Origin of the sequence: Nocardia sp. NPDC046473 (assembly GCF_040645995.1) — a bacterium.
Classification (GTDB): Bacteria; Actinomycetota; Actinomycetes; order Mycobacteriales; family Mycobacteriaceae; genus Nocardia.
Genome location: NZ_JBEYZJ010000006.1, coordinates 197,283 through 216,885 on the forward strand (window position 1 = coordinate 197,283; position 19,603 = coordinate 216,885).

Consider the following 19,603-nt stretch of genomic DNA (forward strand, 5'->3'; position numbering starts at 1 on the left):
GCTCGGGCCGGCTCGGGCTGTCGACGGACGTTGTCCGTCCGCGCCCATTAAGCTGGACACCGATGACGGCAATGTGGTTCGGCTTGGCGGCGATCGCACTCGTGGGTGCGATCGTGCTGCTGTATTTCGATCGGATCCAGCGACAGCGGACCGGTCACGCGCGGCAGGTCTGGGCGAAATCCCAGGGCTACACGTATGTATCGGTGGAGCCCGCGCTCCCATCGACCTGGCGTCGCGGCGCGCTGGCCAAGCTCGGCTACCTCTCCGCGGTCGATGTGGTGTCCGGCATTCGCAAGGGTGAGAAGTTCGTGCTCTTCGATCTGGAGGACTCCGCGACACTGATCGCGGTGCGTCGCCAGATCGGCTCGGACATCGACGTCGACATGCGGCTCAAGACCGCGTCGCCGCCGAAGGACGCCGATCTCGAACTGCTCGGCGCGATCGGCGACCGGGTGGTGTTCGCGACCAACCCGGAAATCGCAAGGCACGCCGTCGATCAGCGGATGGTTGCGTTCATCGAGACGCTGCCCGACACCGTGCAGATGCTCTGGAGTGAGGGCAACTGGACGCTTGGCATGTTGTCCGTCGGCACCTCCTCGCGCGAGTGGGAGACCTCGATCGACGCGGTGCTGCGCCTGTCCGGGCTGCTGCACGTGCTGCCGCCGGTGAGCGAGCCGCGCTTCGACAACGGTGGGCACGATCCGGGCCGCCCGCGCCCGCGCGGCAGGCAGCGGCCGGAGGAGGCCGCGGACGAAGAGCTCGACGAGCCGCTCGGCGGTGCCAGGGTGCAGCCGCCGCGGCTGCGCAAGGACGAGGAGTTCGACGAGGCGCCGTTCGTCGAACAGGACCACGACGAGGACCGCGCCCCGCTGTCCGCACCGGACGAACCGGAACCGCCGCGCCGCCCGTCGCTGGCCGTGGTGCCGGACGCGCGGGCCAGGGTCCGCGAGGATCGAAGGACCGCCGACGAGTGGGCTCCGGAGCGACGCGACGAGTGGTCGCCGGAACCGCGCGAAGAATGGTCACCCGAGCCGCGCGACAAGCGCCCGGCCGAGTCGCGGGACAAGCGCGCGCCCGAGCCGCGCGATACCTGGGCACCGGCGCAACGAGACGAACTCCCCGCCGACGACGACTGGGCCGACGAGCCCGCCCGGCGCCCGGCGCGCGGGGAGGACGCCGCGGCCGAGCCGCCCGGTGGCCCGTTCCATCCCGGCTTCCGTCCGTACCAGGGACCTGTGCCGCAGTGATCGGCTCGGCCTGCGTCCGCGCGGTTCTCCGGCCGATCGAGCGCAGGTGACCGAACACCCCGCCGTCACCCGACTGCCCGGCGCGACCCGTCCCGTGGCGTTGATCACCGGACCGACCTCCGGTATCGGTCACGGTTACGCGATGCGCCTGGCCTCGCTCGGCTACGACCTGGTCCTGGTCGCCCGCGATCAGGAGCGGCTGGCCACCCTCGCAGCGGCGCTCGCGCACCGTTTCGGCACCCGCTGCGAGGTGCTCGTCACCGATCTGACGCGGCAGGCGGACCGGAACCGGGTGGCGGCCCGGCTGGCCGAAGGTGTCGAGTTCCTGGTCAACAACGCGGGATTCGCGCACTCGGCAGAGTTCTGGGGGCTCTCGCCCGAGCAGCTGCAGGACGAGGTGGACGTCAACATCACCGCGGTGGTGCAGTTCACCCGCGCGGCGTTGCCGTCTATGATCGCCGCGGCCAAGGGTTCGGTCGTCAATCTGGCCAGCGTGGCGGGGGTGATCCCCGGACGGGGCTCGACGTATTCGGCGGCCAAGGCCTACGTCGTATCCTTCACGGAAGGGTTGGCAGGTGGACTGGCTGGAACAGGTGTCCGGGTCCAGGCCCTGTGCCCGGGATTCGTGCACACCGAATTCCATGAGCGAGCCGGTATCGATGCGTCGTCGCTGCCGAAAGCCTTGTGGCTGAGTGTCGACCAGGTAGTTGCCGGTTCCCTGCGTGATCTGGAGAAGGACCGGGTGCTCAGTGTGCCCGGTGTGCAGTACAAAACGCTTACCACCGTCGCCGGGATGATCCCGCGAGCCCTGGCGGCCCGACTGAATCGCGGCTTGTTCAACACACGCGGAAGGACTTAGGAATGATCGACGAGGCAACCACGAACGGGTCGGCGCTGGGCACCTCAGCCGGTTCCGATCGAGACAGATTGGCGGCGCTGGTGCGCGAGCTCGCCGTCGTGCACGGCAGAGTCACCCTGTCGTCGGGTAAAGAGGCCGACTACTACGTCGATCTGCGCCGCGCGACGCTGCACCACGGCGCGGGACCGCTGATCGGCAAGCTGCTGCGCGAGCTGGTCGCGGACTGGGATTTCGACGCGGTCGGCGGGCTCACCATGGGGGCCGATCCGGTCGCCTTCGCCGTGATGCACGCGGCGGGCCGCCCGATCAACGCCTTCGTGGTGCGCAAGGCGGCGAAGGCGCACGGCATGCAGCGCCAGATCGAGGGCCCGGACATCGTCGGCAAACGGGTGCTCGTCGTCGAGGACACCACGACCACCGGAAACTCCCCGCTCACAGCGGTGCGCGCGCTGCGTGACGCGGGCGCGACGGTCGTTGGTGTCGCTACCGTTGTCGATCGGGAAACCGGGGCCGACCAGGTGATCGCAGCCGAGGGGCTGGAGTATCGATCCATCCTCGGGCTGAAGGATTTGGCCCTCAGCTAGCCTGGACAGCGGTCTAGTTCTTCAAAGGTGAAGGGTCATCTCCAGTGGTGAGCATTGCAATCAACAAAAATCGCGACAATGTTGCGATGCTCGGTATCGGTGCCTATCGACCGCAGCGAATTGTCAGCAACGAGGAAGTGTGCAAGGTCCTCGATTCCACCCCGCAGTGGATCTACGAGCGCACCGGCATCGAGAACCGGCGCTGGATCAGTGGCGACGAGACGTTGCAGTCGATCGCCGCGGCGGCCGGTGAGCGCGCGATCGTCAACAGCGGCATCGACCGGTCCAAGATCGGCGCGCTGATCCTGGCCACCTCGAGCTGGCTCATGCTGACCCCGCACGGTGCCCCGTCCATCGCGCACGACCTCGGCATCAACGGGATCCCGGCGTTCGATCTGACCTCCGGGTGCGGCGGTTTCGGTTACGGCCTCGGCGTGGCCGCGGACCTGATCCGGGCCGGCTCGGCCGAGTACGTGCTGTTGATCGGCGCCGAGACGATGACCGTCGGACTCGACCCCACCGACCGCGGCACCGCGATGATCTTCGGTGACGGCGCGGGCGCGGTGGTGGTCGGGCCGAGCGAGGAGAACGGCATCTCGCCGACGGTCTGGGGCAGCGACGGCGAGAACGCGGGCGCCATCGCGCAGGACGTCAACTTCCTCGAATACATGGAGAAGGCACAGGCGATGCAGGGCACCGACCCGGCGATCGAGCCGATCGGCCGGATGTCACTGCGGATGGAGGGCCCGCGGGTGTTCCGTTGGGCCGCGGTCACTTTGCCGCGCGCACTGTCCACCGCGCTGGAGCGGTCCGGGGTGGCGAAGGAAGACATCGAGGTCTTCGTTCCGCACCAGGCCAACGCCCGGATCAACGAGCTTATGAAGAAGAATCTCGGCCTGGCCGACGACATCCCGATGGCCAACGACATTGTGCAGACCGGCAACACCTCCGCCGCATCGATCCCGCTGGCGATGGAGGAGATGCTGGTGACCGGCAAGGCCAAGGGCGGTCAGCTGGCGCTGCTGCTCGGCTTCGGCGCCGGACTCAGCTACGCGGGCCAGGTCGTCACGCTGCCGCCCAAGCCGGTCGAGCCGAGCTTCTGACCGATGCGGTTGTTCCAGGCCGGGTTTCTCGCCGCGGCCACTGTCACCGTCTATGCCGCCGTTACCGGCCGGGAGAAGGTGCAGTGGATCGCGAAACCCTTGATGATGCCGTTGCTGGCCGCCGACGTTGTCATTCGGGGGAACGACATCGATCCCACGGATCGCACCGTGTTGCTCGGCTCGCTCGGGGCCGCGACGCTCGGTGACATCCTGCTCATCGATCCGGACAACGACCGCCGCCTGATCGCCGGTGCGTCGTCGTTCGCGGTGATGCAGGCCGGATACTCGGCGCTGTGGTTGCGCAACGGCGCGCGCCCACGCGCCGAGGTGGCACTGCCGCGACTGGGTGCCTGGCTCGGCGCAGCCGCCCTGCTCCGCGCGAAGGCACCCACCGTCGCCGCACCGCTGACCGCCTACGGCGCGACGCTGGGCGCCGCAGGCGTGCTCGCCTCGGACCCCGCACTGGCGCCGGGTGCGAAATCTATTGCGGGCGTGAACATTCCCAACGCCGACCCGCGTAGCCGACTAGGCCTCGGCGCCCTACTGTTCACCGTCTCCGACGGCCTGATCGTGCTGCGCCGTCTGTTCGCCCGCACCGAACGCACCCGCCGGGTAGCCGAGGGCGTCATCCTGGCCACCTACGCCGTCGCCCAGTCCCTGCTCGCCGATCCCGCCGCCCACCGGTCGCACCGCTCTTGATTTCCGGCACCGAAGATCGCATGCGATTCCAGGTGCGACGAATCAGATATGTTGCGGCTGTAGGGATTACAGCACGACGATAATCCGATCCCGGTTTGCCGGATCGACCCGGATCGAAATGGTCTCGCCGACCGCGAGGCGTGGCTTGTCGGCTGGCGTGACGTCGAAAATGATTGTCCCCCGGTAAGTCTCGGAACCGGGAATGGTCAACTCCAAATCCAGTTCGGTCAACTCGGTGTGATGATCGGTCCGCTCCAACGGATGCACCCCGTGCACCGTCGCCCACCCTTCCAGCCCGTCTCGCCACAATCGCCGATCCGCTTTCGACGGCCGCGACGCCACCATCATCCCGATCCCCACACACGTCCCGAACAACCCGACCAACGCCACGATCTGATACGGCAACGTCCCCGACGGCGTGTGCTGAACCACCCACCCCAACCACAGCCCGAGCACAACAAGGTACGCGGCGGTCACCGCGAGCACCGTGCGCAGAATTCGCCCGTGATCCATCCCAGCCTCCACCGGCGACTGTCGGACCTTCAGGATAGGCCCGCAACGGCACTGACATGCGCAAATCAGGGCGTGGCTGTTTCAGCCCTTGAGGCGCAGGACCGCGAGGACGCGGCGGTGGTGCGTGTCCGACGGCGGCAGATCGAGTTTGGTGAAGATATTGCCGATGTGCTTTTCCACGGCGCGTTCGGTGACGGTGAGTGTGGTGGCGATGGCGTTGTTGGACAGGCCCTGCGCCATCAGCTCGAGTACCTCGCGCTCGCGCGGGGTGAGGCGGGTCAGGGAATCCTGTTGGCGGGATGCGCCCATCAATTGACTCACCACCTCCGGGTCGAGGGCGGTGCCGCCGGTGGCGACACGATGGAGTGCGTCGACGAAATCGCGGACGTCGGCTACCCGGTCCTTGAGCAGGTAGCCGACACCGCTCGCGCCGCCGGCGAGAAGTTCGGTGGCGTAACGCGTTTCGACCCACTGGGAGAAGACGAGCACACCCGTCATCGGGTACTTGCGGCGCAGCTCGATGGCGGCGAGCAGGCCCTCGTCGGTGAAGCTGGGCGGCATCCGCACGTCCACCACGGCGACGTCGGGATTGTGCAGGCCCACCACGTCGCTCAATGTCGCAGCGTCGCCGATCATGGCGACCACCTCGTGACCGCGTTCGGTCAGCAGACCCGCGAGGCCGTCCCGCAGGATCGCGCTGTCCTCGGCGATCACGATGCGCAGCGACTCGTTCACCGGGAGCCGGCTTTCGGCAGCAGGATGGTTACCACGGTGGGTCCGCCGGTCGGGCTCTGCACGGTGAGGGTGCCATCGACGGTGTGTGCTCGCGCGGCCAGCCCGGAAAGTCCGCTGCCCGCGGCGAATTCGCCCGGCGCGGGTTGCAGCACACCGCCGATTCCGTTGTCCCGCACGGTGACCGCGATGGTCCGTGCGTCCGTCGGCACCACCGAGATCCAGGCCCTGGTGGCGTTGGCGTGTTTGACCACGTTGGTGAGCAGCTCGGCCACCGAGAAGTAGGCGATCGCCTCGATTGCCGGATCCGGACGTTCGGGCAGGTGTACTCGCAGCTCCGCCGGAACCGAGCTGCGCGCGGCCAGGGTTTCCAGGGCCGGGGCGAGCCCGAGTTCCAGTGCGGGCGGGTGGATTCCGCGCACCAGCTCGCGCAGTTCGGTCAGCGCCTCCTTGGAGCTGGCGTGTGCGTCCGCGATCAGGTCGCGCGGATCGCCGCCCGCGGACAGCCGATCCTCGGCCCGGCCGAGGGCCATCGCGATGGTGACCAGCCGGGCCTGGGTGCCGTCGTGCAGATCTCGCTCCAGCCGCCGCAGCGTGGCCGTCGAATCATCGACCGCGGCCTTCCGGCCCTGCTGCAGCTCGACGATCCGCCGATCGCTCGCGGTCGCGCTCAGCAGTGCGATGGTCAGCAGTCGATGGATCCAGCAGACCGCGCGCACCAGCCAGGGCAGCGCGAAGCAGCCGATGACACCGAGCGCCGCGAGGCCGAGCACCCGTGGCCAGGTCTCGATATAGAAGTCGCCGAACTGGGCCAGCGAATGATGTTCCACGCCTTGGGCATCGATGTTGATCGGATCGAAGAGCCACCACGGGATCGGCGAGAGCGCGACGAACACCGTCATCGCGACGACGATCAGCAGCAGCCAGCCGACCGCGACACCGAGCACGCCCTGCGCGAGCAGGAACAGCGCAGCCCGCCAACTGGCCCGATCGGTGAACGCGCTCTTGACGAAGCCGAGCAAGCCCGGCCCTGGCCGAAACGGCGGCGGTGGCGTCACTTCCGTGCCGAGCAGATCCTTGGCCAGCGCCCGGTAGATCCGGGCCCAGGCCCGGCCGCCGAGCAGGATCAGCGCCAGGATCGGCAGTCCGATGATGATGACCGAGATCGCTACGCCGCCGCCCCACCCGACATACATGTATGCGAGGGCGATGCAGCCGAGCACGAACACGGTGAACACGTAGACGAGTTCTTTCCAGACGCGGGCCTGGAACGGGGCGCGTAGCACGGCACGGGCCACCCGCTCGACGGAACGCCCGGCTTTTCCGGGCGTCGGGTCGAGCACGAGGGTGGGTTCGACGTGTGTCTCGGTCATGGCTTCCATGGTTGTTGTCGTGGCGGCGGTGTTCGATGGAGCTGCCCGCCGAATATGTGGTGTAGCCAGCTACACCAACTACCATCCAGCTGATGAGCTACCCGCCGCAGCAGCCGCCGTATGGCTATCCAGCCTACGGGGCCTACGGACCGCCGCCGGAACACCCACAGGCCACCGCGATCCTGATCCTCGGCATTCTCGGCCTGGTGTTCTGTCAGATCATCGGCCCGGTCGCCTGGGTGATGGGCAGGCGGGCGCTCAACGAGATCGATGCGTCCGGCGGTGCGCTCGGCGGCCGCTCGAATGTCATGGTGGGTTATGTCTGCGGGATCATCGCCTCGGCGTTGATCATCGTCGGCATATTGTTCTTCGCGCTGTTCCTGGTGCTCGGCCTGGTCGGCGTCTGGAGCAGTACGAGCACCACCTACTGACACCGCAGCCGCATGACGGCGCGACCGCGGGCGGAATTAGCATCGTCGGAGTGAATCACCCAGTGCCGGACGCGGCGGAGCAGGACCCACCCGGGCCGACCGAGTGGGGCGAGCATCCGCACGGCGTCGGCCCGTGGGCCGCCGAGCACGCCGAGCCGCCGCCGGACGATCCCCGGCTCGATCCCGAACTCCTGACCGGTGGCGACCGACGCAACGTGGTCGACGCCTACCGCTATTGGACGCGCGAATCCATCGTCGCCGACATCGATCGGCGCAGGCACCCGTTCCACGTCGCCATCGAGAACTTCGGGCACGACGCCAACATCGGCACGGTGGTCCGCACCGCCAACGCCTTCGCCGCCGCGGCCGTGCACATCGTCGGCCGAAAGCGGTGGAACCGGCGCGGCGCCATGGTGACCGACCGCTATCAGCACATCGAGCATCACGCGAGCGTCGCCGAGCTGCTGGATTTCGCCGCGCGTGCCGGGCTCACCGTGGTCGCGGTGGACAACGTGCCCGGCTCGGTCCCACTGGAAACCGCCGAACTGCCGCGCGACTGCCTGCTGCTGTTCGGCCAGGAAGGCCCCGGCGTCACCGAGCACGCGAAAGACGCTGCGGCCATGACCGTTTCGATCGCCCAGTTCGGTTCGACGCGCAGCATCAACGCGGGCGTCGCCGCCGGTATCGCCATGCACGCCTGGGTCCGCCGGCACGCGGACCTCGCCGACGCTTGGTAACGGATGAGGCATCGCCCGCAGCGTCGCATGCCCGTAGGACATGAGGCCGAGAACAAATACACATCGCTTCTGTAACAAATCGGGCGCGGAAATCCGGGCGGGGCTGGCACCATTGGTGCATGACCACGCGGAGGGCACAGGATCCGCGGCGCGCGACGCCGCGGTCGCTGGGTGAACGCTCGCAGGCCGGGCGGGATGCCGCAGCGACACCTGCGCTGTGGTCCGAACGCGCGGACATGGCGGAATCGGCGATCGTCTCCCGGCATTTGCGCGCGCTGTGGGCGTTGCCGGGGACCGAGCTCGGGGTGGTCGGCTGGCCGGCGACCAAGCGGGAGCGCGCGTTCGGGTCTTGGCACTACTGGTGGCAGGCCCATCTGATCGACTGCGCGGTCGACGCGGCCAACCGGCTGCCGACCCCGGTGCGGCGCAAGCGGATTACCGCGATCGCGCGCTCGCACCGCATCCGCAACATCACCGGCTGGACCAACAAGTACTACGACGACATGGCCTGGCTGGCCATCGCGCTGGAACGCGCTGAGCGGACCGCGGGCGTCACCGAGGCGCGCAGCGGCCTGATCGCGTTGGAGAAGCCGCTGTACGAGGGTTTCAATCCCGCGGTCGGCGTCGTGCCGTGGCGCATCGGCTCCGACTACTACAACGCGCCCGCCAACGGCCCGGCCGCCATCGCGCTGCTGCGGCTCGGGCGGCACGCGCGGGCCCAGGAGATGGCCGACTGGTTGGACGCGACGCTGCGCGATCCGGACAGCGGCCTGATCCTCGACGGCATCCACCTGCCCTCCGGTGAGATCGAGCGTCCGGTGTTCAGCTACTGCCAGGGCGTGGTGCTCGGCGTGGAAACCGAACTGGCGATGCACACCGGCGAGCCGAGGCACGGCGCGCGCGTGCATCGATTACTCGAGGCCGTCGAGGAACACCTGACTACCCGAGGCATCGTCAACGGTGGCGGTGGCGGCGACGGCGGACTGTTCAACGGCATCCTGGCCCGCTACCTCGCGGTGGTCGCGTTGATGCTGCCCGGCGACGACAAGGCGCAGGAGCAGACGCGACGCTGCGCCGCCGAGATCGTGCGCGCCTCCGCGACGGCCGCCTGGGCGAACCGGCTGGAGGTCGAGGGCGAGCCGCTGTTCGGGCACGACTGGAGCCAGCCGGCGACGCTGCCCGGCGGTATCGCGGGCGCGGGCCACTTCACCGCCGGTGGCTCGGTGACCTCGTCCAAGGTGCCCGAACGGGACCTGTCGGTGCAGCTGTCCGGCTGGATGCTGATGGAGGCCGCCTACCTGGTCAGCGCCGCCGGTCTGTAATTCAGCGCCGCTGGGCTGTAATCGGCACTGCGACTTCGCTTTCCGCTCAGCCGTCGGCGTCGGTGATGCCGCTCGGCGAGGTCTCCAGCTCGAATTCCTCTGCGGGCTTGGCCATTTCCTGCCGGTAGTGTCGGATGCCGAGCACCGTGCCGATGATCAGACCCAGCACCAGCGTGCCGATCACGATCGGCATCAGCCACGGCACCCGATCCAGGAAGCCGCCCGCGTAGTACCCGATGAGCAGCAGCACCGGCGCCCAGATGATCGCGCCGACCGTGCTGGCCACGGTGAACTTGCGATGGTCCATTCCCGCCGCGCCCGCGACCGTCGGGCACAGCGTGCGCACCCACGGAATCCAGCGGGCGACGAGCACCGCGACGAACCCGTGCCGCTCCAGCAGTTCGGTGACCCGTTGCAGGTTGCGGGTGTTGATATAGCGGCCGTTCTTCCGCGCCACCAGGCGATGCCCGGTCCGCGCCCCGATGACATAGCCCACCTGATTACCCGCGATGGCCGCGAGCATGGTGCCCACCGACAACGCCCACACCTGCGCTTCGCCGGAGGCGTTGGACGCCATCACGATGCCCGCGGTGATCAACATGGAGTCGCCGGGTAGGAAGAGCCCGAGAATAACCGCGCACTCGATGAAGACAAAGGCAAGTACCACTGTCCAGACGAGCGCGGGCCCCGCTGACATCAGCGGATCGAAATTGCCCACTGCTAGGGGCGAGGACGCCGCGATCACGAGCTCAGTGGGTCGGCTCGTTCGTCGAGACGGTCAACTCGGCTTCTTGCCGGGCCGCCGGCTCCGCGCCACGGTTGAGTAGCTTCTTCGCCACCGCGAAGATGCCGGGCAGCACCGAGATCAGCACGATGAGCAGGAAGATCGCCTCGACGTGGTCCCGGATGAAGGCCACATTGCCGAGGAAGTAGCCGAGCACGGTCACGCCGCCGCCCCACAGCACCGCGCCGACGATGTCGAACGCAACGAACTTGCGGTAGTCCATTTTGGACACACCGGCCAGCACCGGCATGAAGGTGCGCACGATCGGCACGAACCGGGCCAGGATGATGGTCTTGGGACCGTGCTTCTCGAAGAACTCGTGCGTCTCGGTCACGTAGTGCTTCTTGAAGAAGCGGGTGTCTTCCTTGTGGAACAGCGCGGGCCCGATCGCCCGGCCTATCCAATAGCCGCTCTGGTCGCCGGCGAAGGCGATCGCGATCACGGCGGGCAGCAGCAGCCAGATCGACACCGGCGGATTCGTCTGCGCCGCGAGCAGGCCGCCGGTGAACAGCAGCGAATCGCCGGGCAGGATCGGGAACAGCAGGCCGGTCTCGATGAAAACGATCACCAGGATGGCCGGGAGCACCGCGTTCTTGAGCCACGTCTCCGTGAGCAGGTGCATCGGATCGAGCAACTCTTTGAGAGCGAGGTTGCTCGTCACCGATTCTGTCGCTGCCAGCAGAATCACGCGGTCTCCTGTTCTGGATACGGCTGGCCTGATCGCTTGCCATCGCATCGGAAGCTGCCAGCGTAATTACCGGGCCCACAGTACCGGGTTCGACTGAGAAACCCCGCGCTGTGCGCGAAACTACCGGCTGGTCACCTGATGGTTCCTTGTGGACTACCGGCTGGTCACTGGTGCTGGCCCCACTCCGCCCTCCCTGGATACCAGGCGAAACACCGCTGTCCTAGTGTGGTGGCTGACAAAATAGGTCTTTGCCGCAACAATCACGGAGGTCTTACTGTGCCCATCGCGACTCCGGAGGTCTACGCCGAGATGCTCGGTCGGGCCAAAGCGAACTCCTTTGCCTTTCCCGCCATCAACTGCACGTCGTCGGAGACGATCAACGCGGCCATCAAGGGCTTCGCGGACGCGGGGAGCGACGGCATCATCCAGTTCTCCACCGGTGGTGCCGAATTCGGTTCCGGCCTGGGCGTGAAGGACATGGTCACCGGTTCGGTCGCGCTGGCCGAATTCGCGCATGTGATCGCCGCGAAATACGACATCACCATCGCGCTGCACACCGACCACTGCCCGAAGGACAAGCTGGACGGATTCGTCCGCCCGCTGATCGCCATTTCCCAGGACCGGGTGAAGAACGGGCGGGCCCCGTTGTTCCAGTCGCACATGTGGGACGGTTCGGCGATCCCGATCGACGAGAACCTCGAGATCGCCAAGGAACTGCTGAAGGCGTGTGCGCAGGCCAACATCATCCTCGAGGTCGAGATCGGCGTCGTCGGCGGTGAAGAGGACGGCGTCGAGGCCGAGATCAACGACAAGCTCTACACCTCGCCCGAGGACTTCCAGAAGACCATCGACGCGCTGGGCGCGGGCGAGAACGGCAAGTACCTGCTCGCCGCGACGTTCGGCAATGTGCACGGCGTGTACAAGCCGGGCAACGTCAAGCTCAAGCCCGAGGTGCTGGCGGAGGGCCAGCGGGTGGCCGCGGCCAAGCTCGGCCTGAGCCAGGACGCGCAGCCGTTCGACTTCGTCTTCCACGGCGGCTCCGGCTCGCTGAAGTCGGAGATCGAGGATTCGCTGCGCTACGGCGTGGTGAAGATGAACGTCGATACCGACACCCAGTACGCGTTCACCCGGCCGATCACCGGCCACATGTTCACCAACTACGACGGTGTGCTGAAGGTGGACGGCGAGGTCGGCAACAAGAAGGTCTACGACCCGCGCAGCTACCTCAAGAAGGCCGAAACCTCGATGGCGGCACGTGTCACCGAGGCATGCAATGATCTGAAGTCCGCGGGAAGGTCGATCAGCGCCTGACCCACTCATCAACCCACCGGGGGCTCGACAGCTCATGTGTCTGGATGTGCGCGTGCTCGGGCCTGTCCGGTTGCTCGTCGGCGGTGAGCCGGTGGCGGTCGGCGGGCCCAAGCCGCGGGCTCTGTTGGCCGCGCTCACCGTGAATCGGCGGCGCGCCGTGTCGTCGGCCGCACTGGCCGACATGGTGTGGAACGAGGATCCGCCCGACTCCTACGCCGCCAGCCTGCAGGTATTCGTCTCGAATATCCGTAAGGCGCTGCGTAATTCGGGAGTGGATCCGGCGACGGTGTTGCGCACCGAATCCTCCGGCTATCGCCTCGAAGTGGCCGAGACCGCCTGCGATCTCGGCCGTTTCGAGGCGACGCGGGAAGCCGGCAGCCGGGCGGCCGCGCTCGGCGATCACGCCGGTGCCGCACAGCTTTTCGGCGCCGCGCTGCGTGAATGGAGCGGCCGCGCGCTGGCCGACCTCACCGGCCTGCAGTTCGCCGACGGCTTCGCCACCGCGATGGACGAGGAGCGCCTCGCCGTCGCCTCCGCGCGGATCGACGCCGAAATCGCCCTGGGGCGTGCCTCTTCGGTGATCGGCGAGCTGGTCGCGATGACCGGCGAGCACCCGCTGCGCGAGCCGCTGTGGGGTCAGTTGATCACCGCGCTGTACCTGTCCGGCCGACAGGCGGACGCGCTCGACGCGTGCCGCCGGGTGCGGGCTGTGCTCGCCGACGAGCTCGGCATCGATCCGGGTCCGGCGCTGATCGAGCTCGAACACCGGGTGCTGCGCCAGGAACCGCTCGGCGCGGCCGAGCACCGGCAGGTCGAACGGATGGCCGCGGCGATGACCGAGACCGTCACCGAGGCGCCCAGCACGGTGCGCAACGGACAGCTGCGCATGCCCGACGGACGGGTGGTCGCGATCGCGCAGGGCGGCCTGCGGATCGGCCGGATGACAGACAACGATCTGGTGCTCGACGACCCGAAGGCCAGCCGGTACCACGCGCACATCATGCCGAGCCGGGCCGGTCTGCTGATCAAGGACCTGCACTCGGCCAACGGCGTCTACGTCAACGACGACCCGATCGAGAACGGCGCACTGCTCGCCGACGGAGACCAGATCCGCATCGGCGCAACGATGTTGATCTTCCAGGCGGTGCAGTAGCGGTCAGTCGTTGCAGGCGATGCCGTCGCCGTCCTGGTCGAGGTAGGAGTTGTAGCCCGGCTGGCCACGGTAGATCGGTCCGGCGCCTTCGGCTCGTACCTGATCGCAGTCGGTGTAGATCTTGGTCGATCGCTTCTTCTGGTCGCTGTCGCCGTTGCCGTTGCGATCCGGTGTCGGCCACGAATCATTCGGACTGAAAGAGGCTGCGGCGGTGGCGGGTGTTGCGGCGGTGGCGGTCGACGGCACCAATGCGACAACGCCGACCATGAGACATGCGGCGCCGATCGCGGGTGCTACACGGCGCATTACTGAGTGGGTCACGAACTCCATCGTGCGCCGAAACACCGCGCCGTGGGATGTGGATTACCTGTGAGCCGGCGGAACCATTCTGACCTGCGAAGGAACAGCTCCCTAAGCTAGTCGGACCTCGGCGATGGCCCGCCCGAACAACTTTCGGCCCTCCGACGTACCACCGAGCACGATGGTCGCGGTGCGGGTATTCGGATCGAGCGACTTGATCCGGCCGATGAAGTCCACCGTGCTCGCCGCGTTCGCGGTCACCGGCACGAAGCCGGAGAACCGCACGCTGAACTTCTCGATGGCGGTCGGATCGCCGAGCCAGGAGGTCAGGTAGCCACCGGCCAGGCCCATAGTCAGCATGCCGTGTGCGACCACCGTCGGCAGGCCGACCAGCTGGGCGGCGTGGTCGCTGAAGTGGATCGGGTTGGCGTCGCCGGACACTCCCGCGTAATTGGCCAGGTCACCGCGGGCCAGCCGGAAGGATCCGGCAGGCAGCTGGTCACCGACGGCGAGCTGGTCGAAGTCGGGCAGCGTCTGCACCGGCAGGATCGCGCGCTCGGCCGCCGGGGCGGGCAGCTCGCCGAGGCCGAGCGGGATCAGCGCGGAGCTGTCGTCCAATCCGTCTTCGGCCGTGGGGAATTCGACCACCTGGCCGTGCATCATGATGTTGTCGACCACGTCGGTCAGGCTCGGGTCCACCTCGACGCCGCGGCGCGCCACGATGGTGGTGGAGCCGATCAGCGCGAGCTCGCCGTGCTGGTTGACCAGGGCGGAGCGGACCACGACGAAATCGTTGTCGCCGAACTGGCGGATCGACTCGATCAGGATCTCGCTGGTGAGCCGGTCGCCGGCCAGGATGGGCCGGTAGGCCTGGAAGACCTGATCGGTCTGCAGGATCTGGGACAGGTCGTACTCGGTGAGCACCGATTCGAGCAGCGAGCGGGTGCCGGACGAGCCGATGACCGAGGCGAAGGTGGGCGGTGCGATGACAGCGTCGTGACCGAGCTTGTGTGCGTCGGCTTCCTGATGGTGCGCGCCGTGGTGGTTCTGCACCGCCCGCGCGAACTCGCGGATCTTCTCCCGGCCGACCTCGTAGTGGTCCCGCACGCGGAACCGCTGTCCGGCCAGCGTCGCCGTCTGCTGCACGTCATCGGTTTCGAGCGCCATCGTCTGTTCCCTGCCCATGATGCGGCCACGCTACTAATGAACAGGACTGTTGACCAGCTGAGTGTGAGCAGCGCTACCGCCGATCGATGCGGAATTGCTATCGAATTCGCCAGTTCTTCACTTGCGGGCCCGGGACGTGCGATTTGCACCAATTGGCGATGATGTCAATCGGCTATAGAACAGAAATAGGCTGCCCGGCGCGCGGGCAGCCTATTTCACGTTTCGGGTCGATTACGGAGTGCTGGTCGGCGGGTCGCAGACCTTCCAGCCGTTGTCGGTCTGCTGGAGATCGAAGGTGCGCGCCGAGCGCTTGTTCGGATCGGCGTCGGTGTAGACGGTGGCCTGGGCGACCGCGGTCTTGTCCGTGATCTTGACCGCATCGACCTCGTCCACCACCGGGATGGTGCGCCGGTCCATCGACAGCTGGTGCACGCCGGCGAACTGATCCGCCGGAATGCCCTTGTAGAAGTCGTGCAGTGGACCGCAGGTGGTGCTCTGCAGGGTGGTCAGGTCACCGGTCTTCAGCGCCTGCGTGTAGTCGGTGATCGCGGCGCGGACCTTGGTCTCCGGCGAATTGTCCGTCGAGTTCACGAACACCGCCACGATCACCCCGATCAGCACGACCACCAGTGCGGCGGCACCCGCCACCGCGAGCAGCCAGCGCTTGGAGCGGCCCGGCGCGGACGCCGGTTCGGCCGCGGCGGCCGGGGCCTGCGCGGGCGGGGCGATCCGCTGCGGTTGCGCGATCGGCCGCGGTTGCGGCGGACGCGGTCCGCCGAGCTGCTGCGCGGGCATCGTCGGCTGGATGTCCGCGGGCGAGGGCGCGGAGCCCGGTCGGGGCAGGCCGGGATGCGGCGGGGCCGGGCGGGTGTCCTCGACCGGTCCCGGTCCGCTCTGCGGCGACGAAGGTCCTTGCGGACCAGGCTGTTTCGGGCCGGGGGCGGAGCGCGGCGTGGCCGGGGGCTTGGTGATCGGCACGCGACCGCCGCTCGGCGTGACCCGGTCGGTCCCGGCGGGCTTCGGCCCGTCGGTGGGGCGCTGGATCGGCAGCGCGACGGTCTGCGCGTCGTCCGGCTTGATCACCGGCATGGCCATCGTGACGTCTTCGGACCCGGGCGGCGCCTGTTGACCGGCGCCCGTCTGCATCTTGACGGTGTCCGCCTCGGGCTCGGCGTCCTCGACCGGCGGCGCGGGCCGCTGCACCCGCATCACCGTGGTCGGTGCATCCCCGTCCGGTACCTCGTCCTTCGGCGCGGCCCCCGCAGGTGGCGCGGTCGCGGCGGGCTTTTCGGGTGTGCCGGCTTGAGTCGCAGCGGCTTTCGTGCCGCCGAACCAGGGGCCGGTTTTCGCCGGAGCAGGGCTATCGGGGGCTGCGCCCTTCGCACCAGCTGCGCCGGTGGTGGGGCTGTCCTTCGGCGCAGCAGTAGCTTTCGTGCCTGCCTTCGCCGATGGTGTCGACTCGGCCGGTGCGCTTTTATCGGCTGCACCTGACTGAGCCTGGGCGCCTCGTTCGATCGCCTCGGTCTTTGCCTCGGACGAGGCTGTGCCGTCGGCGATTCCGCCTTGGGCAGCACCGGTCGTCGGAGTGCCTGTTCCGTCAGCTGTCTTGTCAGTTCCGGCCGCAGCTTTGTCAGCAGTAGGGCTGTTCTCTTGTGCAGCTGCGGGTTTCGAACCCGGCTGTCCGCCCGATGCGGCGGGCGTGGGCGCTCCCGTGCTCGCCGGAGCGGAGGCGGGCGAGGCAGAATCGCCGCGCTTGATCGCGGCGCTTTCCGCAGTCCCGAGGGCGCCACCCTTGGCGATGTCGGAAACCACATCACCGGAAGTAGGCTTGTTCGGTTGCGTCCCTGCGGTTTTCGCGCCCGGCGCTGCGGAACCGGTCCCGGCAGCCGCTGCGGCGGACTTATTCCGGTCGTCGCGCTGGATCGCTTCGGTCTCGGTATCGCCGGAGCCCTCGGCCGCGGGGCGGTTGCTCGAAGTGGGGGCGCCCTGTTGCGCTGCACCGGCTTTCGCGCCTGCCGAAGCGGTCGCCGTTCCACCGCCCGGTGCGGTGCCGCCGTCCGTGCCGGTGGATGCGGCGCTTGTCGATGGTGCGGCGGTACCTTGGGAATTCGTCGAGGCTGCTGGCGCTGCCTGCTTCGTCGTGTCGGCTGAGCCGGGACGAGGGGCGGCGGTGCCGGGCGGGTTTGTGGGCCTTGCGGGTGCGCTGACCTTGGGCACGGACCTGGGGTCCGCCGACCCGGGCTGTTGTCCTGCGGCGTCGGACGGTGTCGAGGAAGTCGCCTGGCCGGGCTTCGGGCCACCGGAGTCCTGGCCCTGCGCCGGGGGAGTCGCTTGGCCGGGCTTCGCGCCGGCCGGTGCTGTTCCCTGCGCGGAGGATGCAGCCGCTGTGCTGCTTCCGAGCTTTGCTGCGGAGTCCTTACCTTGTGACGCGGGGGTATCACGCACCGGAGCGGGATTGCTCCCGGCCGCTGCGGCGGAGCCGGTCGTGCTTCCGGCCGTCGCGCCGGAGTTCTCGGTACCTCGGGCCGAGCCAGGGGCGGTCTTACCTTCGGCCGTCGGAGCCGAGCCACTCGCCGCAGCGCCGGCCCCAGGAGCGGCGATGGGACGTGTGGGGGCAGCGGGCGCGGGCTTATCCGCCCCACCGGCGGCCGGGTTGCGTTCCGTGGTGGCGTCGGGACGTGCGTCAGCCGCGGCCGGGGTTGCCGGGTCGGCGCTCTCCCGCGCCGGGTTCTTGTCGTCGTTCGGGTCGGACACGCACTACCCCTCGCTCAGGCGGAACAGTTGAACTCGACGGCCAGCTTAACGGGCACACCCGAACGAAGTCCGACTTCAGACCGCGCATGGCCGCGGCTAAATGTCTGTCCGTTTGTCCGGAGTGAATGCGGAGGTAATAGGCCATCGGTGCACAATGAACCGCATGACCTCGTTCGGTGATCTGCTCGGCCCCCAACCGGTACTCCTCCCCGAAATCTCCGACGCGGAAGAAGCGTTGCTCGACAAGACCGATCCGGTGCGCGTCGCGGCCGACCATCCGGCCGCTTCGATCGCCTGGGCCTACCTGGCCGAGGCCGCGCTGACCAGGGGCGAAGCCCAGGACGAACCGATCAACCACGACATCGTCGCCGCGTACGCGTTCGCCCGCACCGGTTACCACCGCGGCCTCGATCTGCTGCGACGCAACGGGTGGAAGGGTTTCGGGCCGGTCCCGTGGAGCCACGAACCCAACCAGGGTTTCCTCCGCAGTGTCGGCGCGTTGGCCCGTGCGGCCAAGATTGTCGGCGAGACCGAGGAGTACGCGCGTTGCTTGGATCTGCTCGAAGATTGCGACCCGCGTGCCGCGGCTGAGCTCGGTCTCGACTGAGACGTAGTGACGCAGTATCGCGAAGCGATTCGATGGGGGGCGGCGGTCGGGTGACGGGTGGGCTCGACCTCAATATCAGGCCGCGCGTCGGAGTCGCCCGGGCCAGCAGCATGGATCGGCTGCGTTCCTCGTGGGCGCGACTGCGGCTGTCCGCGTTGCCGATTCTGCAGTGTGCGGTCGGTGCCGCACTGGCGTGGTTCATCGCGCGTGAACTCGTCGGCCACCCGCAGCCGTTCTTCGCACCCACCGCAGCCGTGGTGTCGATCGGCATCTCGTTCGGCGCGCGACTGCGGCGTTCCGTGGAGCTGGTCGTCGGTGTCGCGGTCGGCATCGGCATCGGTGACCTGTTCATCACCAGGGCCGGTACCGGCGTGTGGCAGATCGCGCTGGTGGTCGCGGTCGCGATGGCCGCCGCGGTATTCCTCGATGGTGGCTCGATCATCACCATGCAGGCGGCCGGTTCCGCCGTGCTGGTCGCCACCCTGCTGCCGCCCTCGGCGGGCGGCGGCTTCTCCCGGATGATCGACGCGTTGGTCGGCGGTCTGGTGGGAGTTGTTGTGGTGGCGTCGATTCCACTGCACCCGGTGCGACGCGCCCGCGAGCAGGCCGCGGAAATCCTTGCGGTGATGAGCAAGTCGCTCACCGAGTGCGCCGACGGCCTGCTCGAACAGGATCCCGACAAGCTGCGCGCCGCGCTCACCGCGGTGCGCGCGACGCAGCCGCAGTTGGATACGCTGCGGGCCACGCTGGAGGGCGGCAAGGAGATCAGCCGAATCTCCCCGCTGTACTGGAATTCTCGCGCCCGCCTCGAACGCATCAAGGCCACTGCGGATCCGCTCGACAACTCGGTGCGCAACACCAGGGTGCTGCTGCGCCGCTCGCTCACCCTGGTCCAGGACGACGAGATACTCGACCCGCGCCTGATCGACGAGGTCGAACGGCTCGGCCAGGCAAGCGAAGTGGTGCGCCGGATGATGCTCGCTGATCCGGGCGAGCAACCCGACCAGGCCGAGGCGGCCAGGGTGCTGCGCACCGTCGCCAAGGAGGCGCGTCCGGAACTCGTTGAGGGCGCTGGGCTTTCGGCCCACGTGGTGTTCGCCCAGGTGCGTTCGATCGTGGTCGACCTGATGCAGGTGTGCGGCGTGAAACGGATCTCCGCGATCGCGCTGCTCCCGCCGACGGTGCCCAAGCCGTTCGTGACGCCCGAGGACTGACTACTACTCAGCGGATTTTGGACAC

At 68.1% G+C, this 19,603-nt stretch carries 20 protein-coding genes; 12 read left to right on the top strand and 8 right to left on the bottom strand.

Going from position 1 to position 19,603, the window contains the following annotated elements:
- The first annotated feature begins 62 nt into the window (after positions 1 to 62).
- From ABZ942_RS22385 to ABZ942_RS22405, 5 genes are read left to right on the top strand one after another with little or no spacing between them, the layout of a single operon-like run.
- Entirely contained in the window at positions 63 to 1,247 is a 1,185-nt protein-coding gene (locus ABZ942_RS22385) for a hypothetical protein (RefSeq protein WP_357384913.1), read from the top strand.
- Between the two features lie 46 nt (positions 1,248 to 1,293).
- Entirely contained in the window at positions 1,294 to 2,106 is an 813-nt protein-coding gene (locus tag ABZ942_RS22390; protein WP_357384915.1) for an SDR family NAD(P)-dependent oxidoreductase, read from the top strand.
- A 2-nt stretch (positions 2,107 to 2,108) separates the two neighbouring features.
- Positions 2,109 to 2,690, top strand: coding sequence for an orotate phosphoribosyltransferase (gene pyrE / locus ABZ942_RS22395; protein ID WP_357384917.1), 582 nt, complete (start codon positions 2,109 to 2,111; stop codon positions 2,688 to 2,690).
- 44 nt (positions 2,691 to 2,734) lie between these two features.
- A complete protein-coding gene (locus ABZ942_RS22400) occupies positions 2,735 to 3,793 on the top strand; it encodes a beta-ketoacyl-ACP synthase 3 (RefSeq protein WP_357384919.1) in 1,059 nt (352 codons plus the stop codon).
- 3 nt (positions 3,794 to 3,796) lie between these two features.
- On the top strand, positions 3,797 to 4,492 hold the full coding sequence (locus tag ABZ942_RS22405) for a lysoplasmalogenase (protein WP_357384921.1): 696 nt from the start codon (positions 3,797 to 3,799) through the stop codon (positions 4,490 to 4,492).
- A gap of 66 nt (positions 4,493 to 4,558) precedes the next feature.
- Here ABZ942_RS22405 and ABZ942_RS22410 read toward each other — a convergent pair whose 3' ends face one another.
- From ABZ942_RS22410 to ABZ942_RS22420, 3 genes are all read right to left on the bottom strand, one after another.
- On the bottom strand, positions 4,559 to 5,005 hold the full coding sequence (locus tag ABZ942_RS22410; protein WP_357384923.1) for a hypothetical protein: 447 nt from the start codon (positions 5,003 to 5,005) through the stop codon (positions 4,559 to 4,561).
- Between the two features lie 81 nt (positions 5,006 to 5,086).
- Positions 5,087 to 5,740 (bottom strand): response regulator transcription factor, encoded by a 654-nt coding sequence (locus tag ABZ942_RS22415; RefSeq protein ID WP_357384924.1) that lies wholly within the window; start codon positions 5,738 to 5,740, stop codon positions 5,087 to 5,089.
- Positions 5,737 to 7,110 (bottom strand): sensor domain-containing protein, encoded by a 1,374-nt coding sequence (locus ABZ942_RS22420; protein ID WP_357384926.1) that lies wholly within the window; start codon positions 7,108 to 7,110, stop codon positions 5,737 to 5,739. Before ABZ942_RS22420 ends, ABZ942_RS22415 begins: the two co-directional genes overlap by 4 nt.
- A 92-nt stretch (positions 7,111 to 7,202) precedes the next feature.
- On the opposite strand from ABZ942_RS22420, the gene ABZ942_RS22425 reads away from it, so the two are divergent.
- The 3 genes from ABZ942_RS22425 to ABZ942_RS22435 all read left to right on the top strand — a co-directional run bounded on the left by ABZ942_RS22425 (position 7,203) and on the right by ABZ942_RS22435 (position 9,600).
- Positions 7,203 to 7,541: a DUF4190 domain-containing protein gene (locus ABZ942_RS22425; protein WP_357384928.1), complete on the top strand. Its 339-nt coding sequence runs from the start codon at positions 7,203 to 7,205 to the stop codon at positions 7,539 to 7,541.
- Between the two features lie 50 nt (positions 7,542 to 7,591).
- Positions 7,592 to 8,278, top strand: a complete 687-nt coding sequence (locus ABZ942_RS22430; protein ID WP_357384930.1) for a TrmH family RNA methyltransferase — start codon at positions 7,592 to 7,594, stop codon at positions 8,276 to 8,278.
- Between the two features lie 236 nt (positions 8,279 to 8,514).
- Positions 8,515 to 9,600 (top strand): glycoside hydrolase family 76 protein, encoded by a 1,086-nt coding sequence (locus tag ABZ942_RS22435; RefSeq protein ID WP_357385851.1) that lies wholly within the window; start codon positions 8,515 to 8,517, stop codon positions 9,598 to 9,600.
- A 46-nt stretch (positions 9,601 to 9,646) separates the two neighbouring features.
- On the opposite strand, the gene ABZ942_RS22440 is transcribed toward ABZ942_RS22435, so the two are convergent.
- Positions 9,647 to 10,297 carry a DedA family protein gene (locus ABZ942_RS22440; RefSeq protein ID WP_357384932.1) on the bottom strand — a complete coding sequence of 217 codons (651 nt, stop codon included), beginning with the start codon at positions 10,295 to 10,297 and terminating at the stop codon, positions 9,647 to 9,649.
- Between the two features lie 52 nt (positions 10,298 to 10,349).
- A complete protein-coding gene (locus tag ABZ942_RS22445) occupies positions 10,350 to 11,006 on the bottom strand; it encodes a VTT domain-containing protein (protein ID WP_357385853.1) in 657 nt (218 codons plus the stop codon).
- Between the two features lie 342 nt (positions 11,007 to 11,348).
- Between ABZ942_RS22445 and fbaA the strand changes: the two genes are divergently transcribed.
- Both fbaA and ABZ942_RS22455 read left to right on the top strand, forming a co-directional pair.
- On the top strand, positions 11,349 to 12,383 hold the full coding sequence (gene fbaA / locus ABZ942_RS22450; protein WP_357384934.1) for a class II fructose-bisphosphate aldolase: 1,035 nt from the start codon (positions 11,349 to 11,351) through the stop codon (positions 12,381 to 12,383).
- Between the two features lie 34 nt (positions 12,384 to 12,417).
- Positions 12,418 to 13,536 (top strand): BTAD domain-containing putative transcriptional regulator, encoded by a 1,119-nt coding sequence (locus ABZ942_RS22455; protein ID WP_357384936.1) that lies wholly within the window; start codon positions 12,418 to 12,420, stop codon positions 13,534 to 13,536.
- 3 nt (positions 13,537 to 13,539) lie between these two features.
- Here ABZ942_RS22455 and ABZ942_RS22460 read toward each other — a convergent pair whose 3' ends face one another.
- From ABZ942_RS22460 to ABZ942_RS22470, 3 genes are all read right to left on the bottom strand, one after another.
- Positions 13,540 to 13,857 (bottom strand): excalibur calcium-binding domain-containing protein, encoded by a 318-nt coding sequence (locus tag ABZ942_RS22460; protein WP_357384938.1) that lies wholly within the window; start codon positions 13,855 to 13,857, stop codon positions 13,540 to 13,542.
- A gap of 90 nt (positions 13,858 to 13,947) precedes the next feature.
- Positions 13,948 to 15,021 (bottom strand): fused (3R)-hydroxyacyl-ACP dehydratase subunits HadA/HadB, encoded by a 1,074-nt coding sequence (locus ABZ942_RS22465; protein ID WP_357384940.1) that lies wholly within the window; start codon positions 15,019 to 15,021, stop codon positions 13,948 to 13,950.
- A gap of 213 nt (positions 15,022 to 15,234) precedes the next feature.
- Positions 15,235 to 17,757 (bottom strand): hypothetical protein, encoded by a 2,523-nt coding sequence (locus ABZ942_RS22470; RefSeq protein WP_357384942.1) that lies wholly within the window; start codon positions 17,755 to 17,757, stop codon positions 15,235 to 15,237.
- Positions 17,758 to 17,911: 154 nt separating this feature from the next.
- Here ABZ942_RS22470 and ABZ942_RS22475 point away from each other — a divergent pair, with 154 nt between their 5' ends.
- Positions 17,912 to 18,364 (top strand): DUF3151 domain-containing protein, encoded by a 453-nt coding sequence (locus ABZ942_RS22475; RefSeq protein ID WP_357384944.1) that lies wholly within the window; start codon positions 17,912 to 17,914, stop codon positions 18,362 to 18,364.
- 110 nt (positions 18,365 to 18,474) lie between these two features.
- Positions 18,475 to 19,578: an FUSC family protein gene (locus tag ABZ942_RS22480; protein ID WP_357385855.1), complete on the top strand. Its 1,104-nt coding sequence runs from the start codon at positions 18,475 to 18,477 to the stop codon at positions 19,576 to 19,578.
- Positions 19,579 to 19,603 lie beyond the last annotated feature (25 nt).